At 60.5% G+C, this 6,980-nt stretch carries 6 protein-coding genes; 4 read left to right on the forward strand and 2 right to left on the reverse strand.

Annotated elements, in window-relative coordinates:
- A partial coding sequence (locus I8N66_RS35140; RefSeq protein WP_291164496.1) for an HlyD family type I secretion periplasmic adaptor subunit occupies positions 1-1,218 on the reverse strand: 1,218 nt, incomplete at its 3' end.
- Positions 1,215-2,960 carry a type I secretion system permease/ATPase gene (locus I8N66_RS35145; RefSeq protein ID WP_113540602.1) on the reverse strand — a complete coding sequence of 582 codons (1,746 nt, stop codon included), beginning with the start codon at positions 2,958-2,960 and terminating at the stop codon, positions 1,215-1,217. The genes I8N66_RS35145 and I8N66_RS35140, both read right to left, overlap by 4 nt.
- A 232-nt stretch (positions 2,961-3,192) precedes the next feature.
- Between I8N66_RS35145 and I8N66_RS35150 the strand changes: the two genes are divergently transcribed.
- From I8N66_RS35150 to I8N66_RS35165, 4 genes are all read left to right on the forward strand, one after another.
- Positions 3,193-3,765 (forward strand): MarR family transcriptional regulator, encoded by a 573-nt coding sequence (locus tag I8N66_RS35150; RefSeq protein WP_291164501.1) that lies wholly within the window; start codon positions 3,193-3,195, stop codon positions 3,763-3,765.
- Between the two features lie 45 nt (positions 3,766-3,810).
- The gene (locus I8N66_RS35155; RefSeq protein WP_291164504.1) at positions 3,811-5,064 is read left to right on the forward strand and encodes a glycosyltransferase family 4 protein; all 1,254 of its coding nucleotides are present in this window, start codon (positions 3,811-3,813) and stop codon (positions 5,062-5,064) included.
- Between the two features lie 178 nt (positions 5,065-5,242).
- Entirely contained in the window at positions 5,243-6,715 is a 1,473-nt protein-coding gene (locus I8N66_RS35160) for a DUF6212 domain-containing protein (RefSeq protein WP_291164507.1), read from the forward strand.
- A partial coding sequence (locus tag I8N66_RS35165) for a glycosyltransferase family A protein (RefSeq protein ID WP_291164510.1) occupies positions 6,702-6,980 on the forward strand: 279 nt, incomplete at its 3' end. The genes I8N66_RS35160 and I8N66_RS35165, both read left to right, overlap by 14 nt.

Raw genomic sequence — 6,980 nt, forward strand, 5'->3', positions numbered from 1 at the left:
CTGGTCGGCCGCAACGTAGCTGATCTCGCCGTCGAGAGGCAGGTGCGTGCGTTGGTTGTAGGCAGTCAGCCGGATCTGCGTCTTCGAGCCGATGTCGATGCTGTCGATGTCGCGGGTGCCGACATGCATTTCGACGAGAAGCGGTTCGTCCTCAGGCACGATATCGAGCAACGGCTGACCGGCCGACACGGCGCTGCCCGGTGTGCGTAGCTGAATGTTGGTGACGATGCCCGCTTGAGGCGAGCGGATGTCGAGGCGCGTCAGGACGTCTTTGGCGGACACCAGTCGCTCTTCGACATCGGAAAGCTCAAGGCGGGCCGTGGTGATTTCACCGGCAATTTCCGACTGGAATTCATTCTCGATTCCCGTCAATCCGAGTTCAGCGCCGGCTTCCGCCTTTTCCGCCTGGGCCTTGTTGCCCGCGAGCTCGCCGCGGGTCGCAGCAAGTTCGCTGAGCTTGGCATCGATCTCGATCAGCTTCGAGCGCTGTGCGTATTCCTTCTCGACCAGAGTTGCGATCGACGTGCGCTGTTCGGTAATCAGTTCGATCTGGCGATCGGTTGCGCGGATCTGCTCCGCCAGCGATTTCGCCTTTTCGGAAAACTCCTCGATCGTCTTGCCCTGAACCTCCAGGCGACCGGTTTTGGCTTCCCGGCGCCTATCGAAGAAGTTCGTTTCCGCTTTGATCGCGTCCTCGGCGGTCGCATCCGGTGTCGCAGTCAGGTCGCTCGGAAAGGCGATTGCGGTCGATCCGGTCTGTTCGGCACGAAGCCGCGCAAGTTTTGCGATCAGTCCTATGCGTCGGCTCTGGAGCGCCTTCAGGTCAGAGCGAGCGCGGGTGTCCTCAAGCTTCATCAACGGCTGGCCGGCCGTGACGCGATCACCTTCCTGGACGAGCAACCGGTTGAGAATCCCGCCTTCGAAATGGCTGACGGTCTTGCGTTTCGAATCGACCACGATCGTGCCGCTTGCGACCGACGCGCTGCTGAGCTCGGTCGAGAACGCCCAGCCGAAAAAGCCGCCAAAGGCGACGAGAATGGTCGTGAGGCCGGCAAGGACCACGCCGCGCAAAGGGGCAGAGGCGCTCCCCTCGACTTCGGACTGAAGGGCGTGCAGTGGATGTGGCCTGTCGACGATCGTGGGCAGGTTCTCCCGGGCCCCCGTCGTCACTACGGTCTGCGCATCTCGCGCGATCGGGAGTTTTGGCTTGTTTGTCATGCGGAAGCGCCTTCCCGTCTCGGTTCGCCGGGGGTCATGGATGCAACCACGTCGGTGCGTGGTCCGAACTGGGTGATCCGGCCGTTTTCAAGGACAAGCAGCTTGTCTGCCGCCTGCATGATGGTTGGCCGGTGGGCAATCATGATGACGATCGCGCCGTCGTTGCGGGCGCGCTCGATTGCGCGGATCAGCGCCCGTTCACCGATTGCGTCGAGGTTGGCGTTCGGCTCATCGAGAACAATGAGGCGAGGTCGGTCATATAGGCAGCGGGCAAGTGCGATGCGCTGTCTCTGGCCGCCGGAAAGCGTGAGATGGCCATCCCCGACAGGTGTGTCGTAGCCGAGAGGCAGACGGCCGATCATGTCGTGCACGTCGGCAAGGCGGGCGGCGTCGAGCACCTTTTGTGGTTCACCTTCCTCCATGCGCGAAATGTTATCGCGGATGGTCCCCTCGAGCAGCGATACGGATTGCGGCAGGTAGCCGGTCATCTGCCCGAACGAGGAGCGCTCCCAAAGATAGACGTTATTCCCGTCGAGAAAGACGCCGCCGGTGGTCGGCTTCAAGATCCCGACGAGCAGGCGCGCAAGCGTCGACTTTCCAGCAGCCGACGGGCCGACGATGCCGAGCACCTCGCCGGGCGAAAGCGTAAATCCGATTCCCTTGATGATCGGCACATCGAGACCGGGTGCGGCATAGACCAGCTTGTCGACGACGAGATCGCCCTGCGAACGTGGCTGGGGCATCGTCTGGCGTACGGCGAGGTCTTCCTTGAGTGCGGCCTCGATCCGGCGCCAGCTGGCGATCGCCAAAACCCATTGGCGCCAGTTTTCGATCATCGAATCAAATGGGGCAAGAAGGCGGCCAACCAGGATGGTTGTCGCCATCATCGCGCCGGGAGAGATCTCCTGCTTCATCACAAGGATGGAGCCTGTTGCCAATGCCGCCGCCTGAATCATGAAGCGTAGCGAACGCGTGATGGAAGCCATCGCCTTGCTTCGGCTGCCGCTGACTTCAAGCGAATCCAGCGCATGCATCTGTGCCGCGCGCCAGCGCCGGGCAAGCGCAGGGAGCATGCCCATGGCTTCGATAGCTTCGGCATGGCGCAAGCTCGCACCAATTTTCGAAACGGCCTCGATATTGGCTTGATTGGCCTCTTTCATCAGCCGGCGAGTCAGCAAATCAGTCAGCAATCCACAACACACGAGCAGGGCAATTGAGATGGCGCCGAGAAGGCCGAACATCGGGTGCAGCGCAAAGAGCACACCGAGGAAGATTGGCGACCAGGCGGCATCCAGTGGCGCACTGACGGCGGAGGTCGTGAGAAAGCTGCGCAGCTCCGCCAGGTCCCGTAGCGACTGGGTCGCCCGGGTCAGCCCTTGATCGGCCGCTGCCTGCACCGCAGCCGTCAGCACCGGCAAATTCAGCCAACGCACGACCGCACTGCCCATCGCCTGGAACGTGAGTGCCCGGATGTATTCGAGCACGCCGTAGATGATGAGCGCGCCGATCACCAGAATCGTCAGCATGGTGAGCGTGTCCATGCTCTGGCTGTTCAGGACCCGGTCGTGAACCTGCATCATGTAAAGCGGCGTGGAGAGCTGCAAGATGCCGATGCAAGCGCTCAGCAGCGCCGCATAAATAAGTGCCAAAACGAACACGCGGCGTGCCTTCAAAATAAGCAGTCGTGGATCGTTTGCTCCATTTTGCGCCGTCTTTGGCCCAATTTGGTTCTTGCTAATCATATTGCCTCGTTTGCTGTCACGCGTGGCGATTTTCTGGATAAGTTCGCTGGGGTCTTGAGGAAGCTATTTTGTTTGTTATCACTTAAATCACAGTGTTGCCGTGATAAGTGTGACACAATAATGGTGGAATGCTCAAGATAGTCGTATTCGGGGGGAGTAAAGGGGGCGAAAAATTGCTTCAAAATTTGAAGTAATTTTTGAATATCGTAGTAATGCTTAGTTGGAGAGAGGGATGAATCAAAGGATTCTCTATCCGTTCGCAGATTTTGGCGGCGCTGTTACCATCCGGCCCGGGGATGACGCCGTTGGTAGTGCCCCTGAACATGAAAATATAGACCAGGAGAGCGAAGCGTCCGTGGTCACTTATTTCGAGCTGGCGCGGATGATGGAGCGAGCAAGCAGACGGTTTACCGGCCTGTTGCGCACCGAGCTGACGAAGCTTGGCGTCGACGATATTGGCCCGGCGCAAGCCATGGTTTTGCTCGCGATCGGCGATGCCGAAGTGTCCGTGGCTGAGCTTTTGGATCGCGGCCACTATGTCGGTTCCAATGTTTCCTATTATCTGAAACAGCTGGGGGATGGGGAGTATATCGACCGGGCTGCGTCGCAGCGCGACCGGCGTTCGGCGCGCATCCGGCTTTCCGACAAGGGCAGGCAGCTCTGCGATTCGCTCAGGAAAGCCGCCGGCGCCTATGAGAGGGTGCTCAGTCACGGCGAGCAGGACCGGCGCAATCTCGAAACCGCATTTCAAACGCTGCACCGGCTTGAGCTGGTTTGGGGGAATGCGACGCGCTACGGCATCTGAGCCGCAGCGCGAACGCTCACCTTTCATCGGCAAAAGGCTAGGAACATGCACGTAGCATTTGTACACCGGCGCGGCTTCTGCCAGTTCGCCGCTCTCGCGGCCCATTTGGCGCAGACGGGAAACGAAGTAACCCTCGTGACGGAAACCGTGGACCAGCGGTTGCCGTCCACCCGGGTTATCCGCCACAGGGCGGAGCCGGGACCACAGGCCAATGCGCAAATGGCAAGGCATTTGGGCGTCCCGGACCACCACGTCCGGATAGGTTACCGGGTCGCAGAGACCTTCGAGGCGATGGCGAAGCAGGGCCAGGTGCCTGATGTCATCGTCGGGCACACCGGTTGGGGCAGCATGATGTTCGTTAAGGACGTGCTGCCGAACGTTCCAGCACTCGGTTATTGCGAATTCTTCTATCGCGCCGAGGGGGCGGACATCGGTTTTGCCCCGGACGATCAGCCCGATTCGGATACGCGAAAGCGGTTGCGTCTGCGCAACATGGCCCAGCTCCTATCGCTAGAGGCACTGGACGGTGGCATCAGTCCGACCCAATGGCAAAGAAGCCTCTATCCGGCCGAGTACCGCGGACGCATCGCGGTCTGCCATGAGGGTGTGGATACCCGTGTCTTCCGGCCGGATCCATCGGCCTCCCTCAAGCTTCCCAATGGGCGGGTGCTGAGGGCCGGCGATCCGCCGATCGTCACTTTTGTCGCCCGTGATCTCGAGCCCTATCGCGGTTTTCCACAGGCGCTTGCCGCGGCTGCGAAAGTCGCGCGCGAGCACCCCGAGGCGCTCTTCGTGTTCGTCGGGGGGGATGGCGTCAGCTACGGTGCTCCGCCACCGGGCGGAGGCTCCTGGAAGGACTATCTCCTCCAGTCCCTGGATGTGCCGGCCGACAGGTTCCTGTTTCCGGGCGTCGTGCCGCATGCCGTGCTGCGGCAACTCTTCCAGATCTCCGCGGCCCACATCTATCTGACCTATCCCTTTGTGCTCTCCTGGTCGGTGCTGGAAGCCATGGCCTGCGGCGCGCTTGTCATCGGGTCGGATACCGCCCCGATGCAGGAAGTGGTGAGTTCCGGTCGCAACGGCATCCTCGTGCCGTTCTTTGATACGGACGCGCTCGCGGGTGTCGTCTCCGAAGCGTTGCGGCATCCGGAAAAGTATACCGAGATCCGTGCGGCCGCCCGTCGGACGATCGAGCAGCGGTTCCGGCTGGGTGATTGCATCGCCCGACAGATGATGTTGCTGGATAAGGCGACAAATAGCACCAACACCTCTAATATTTCACTGGTCTCATCTGCATAATACTTCAAAATCTGAAGTATTAATTCGCGAAAAACACGAATATCACTTATTGTGCACTGCAAATAACCTTGATATGATTTTTCGTAGGAGCTTGAATTCGCCGACTTATTTCGTCTCGGCGAATTCAACTTCAGAGGGAAGTTGTTCATTTTTTTGAAGGTGGCGCGTGCAAGAGTTGATGTCTTCTGGCGTGAGGTATTCGCAGGCGAAGCGAAAGCTGGTGGTGGCATCGGATCACGACAGGGCGAGTGTCGAAGGGAGCGGCATCGAGCATCTGGTCCATTTCCTTCCTGCAGGGGATCGGGAGAAAACCACTCTCGAAAACGTATTCCCGCTGATCGGGCTCGCTTTCTCGAAGGAGGGGGAGGAGGACCTTGCGGAGCGGCTCGTATCCCTGCGCGCGCTTGGCACAGTGCCGGAATTTCCGGTTAAACGCTTGAGCGCACACACGGCGACGGAAAGTGCAGCCCTCATTCAGGCGCTGGTCGATGGCGGCGTCGGGCGTCTTGCGCGGTTTTCAAGCGCAATCACCTCGGAGCTTGCGCTGCTGCGCCGCGAGCGCGAAACGCTGCTCGAAAACTACCGCGCGCTCGAAGATGCCTTTCAGGCCCGCAACTGGGAGCCGGTCACCGAGGTCTTTGCGCACGATCCCTATGTCGACCCTAAGGATGAGGGCATCGGCCATCTGATCGCCAATGCCTTCGTCGAACAGCTCTTGCCGGTTTCTAGCCATGGCGTGGCGGGCATTGCGCTTCACTTCAATTCGGTTCCGCGAGATGGCGGCGAGCTGGTTGTTGTGCTGAGCTATGTCGAAAGCGGCGAAGGGGTGGCCGAATGGTCCGTGCCGTTTTCACAGCTGGTCCCAACCTGGAATTTCTTCGCCCTGCCGCGCACCTGCGGAGGCGGTGCAAGAACCCTGCGGGTGAGGGTGTCGACCACCGGCTCGGAAACCATCGGCCTTTCGCTCGGCTATCCCATCGCCAGCGAGCATTACACGGCACGCTCTGAAACGCGTCATGCCGACCTTGACCTGCGACCGCTTGCGTTCCGCATCTATACGGGCCTTCCCGGCGTCAAGCCGGCACGCATGCCCAACATGATCGCGCCAACGGCGCTGCTCGACGGTCACTTCATCGAGGACTATCGGCTGTCGGTGGATCTGTTGAGCCAGATCGTCGATGTTTCTGTCACTCCGGTGGTTCCGGAGTTCCAGACGGTACGCTTCCTCGAGCACGAACACGCGGTGGTCTGCCATCCACTACCGAGCGGCGTGTCGGCCGGCGCCATCGGCCGGGCCGTGGAGCCCGGAACCATATCGTTTTCCGCAAGCGCCATCGTCGATCATCCGAAGGGCGCGCCTGCCGCCGTCAGCTTCCTGCTGGCACCCGCCAATTCGAACGCGCGCTCGGAAGTTGCCGAGCTCGCCCGCAAAGGTTCTGCCAAGCCTTCAGCCTTTTTCAGCGGCTGGCGCGAGGTGACGAACCAACAGCCGATCAACATCAATTTCCAACTGGACGAGCCGGTGCGCCAGCCCATGGATCTGATGATCCTCAGCCGTGCGGTCACCGACTCCGTCGACTTTTCATGGCTCAAGGTATCGGGCTTCCGGATGGTAAAACAGTCGGGTGGTGCGTCTCATGTCCAGCAGTAGCGATCCACGCGACCTGATCGCGATTGCCATGCCGCTCTACGGGCACGCGGCGCTGGCGCTCGAGGCGATTGAGTCCGCACTGGCGTCAGTGCTTTCAGATTGCCGGATCGCCATCGTCGTCTCCGTCGACGGCGATCCGCGGCACGAAACCTTCGACCAGTTGCTGTTGTTTTCTGCCGCTCATCCCGACATCCACGTCGTCTTCGGCCGCAATGCGGGGCCGGGCGGCGCGCGCAATCGCGCCATCGACTATGTGCTTGAAAAC

The sequence above is a fragment of the Ensifer sp. SSB1 genome (assembly GCF_016652895.1).
GTDB lineage: Bacteria > Pseudomonadota > Alphaproteobacteria > Rhizobiales > Rhizobiaceae > Ensifer.

Bases quoted from the DNA above. Each gene is read 5' to 3' on its own strand.
- I8N66_RS35145 (WP_113540602.1), bottom strand. From the start codon at position 2,960: ATGATTAGCAAGAACCAAATTGGGCCAAAGACGGCGCAAAATGGAGCA.
- I8N66_RS35160 (WP_291164507.1), top strand. From the start codon at position 5,243: ATGTCTTCTGGCGTGAGGTATTCGCAGGCGAAGCGAAAGCTGGTGGTG.
- I8N66_RS35150 (WP_291164501.1), top strand. From the start codon at position 3,193: ATGAATCAAAGGATTCTCTATCCGTTCGCAGATTTTGGCGGCGCTGTT.
- I8N66_RS35155 (WP_291164504.1), top strand. From the start codon at position 3,811: ATGCACGTAGCATTTGTACACCGGCGCGGCTTCTGCCAGTTCGCCGCT.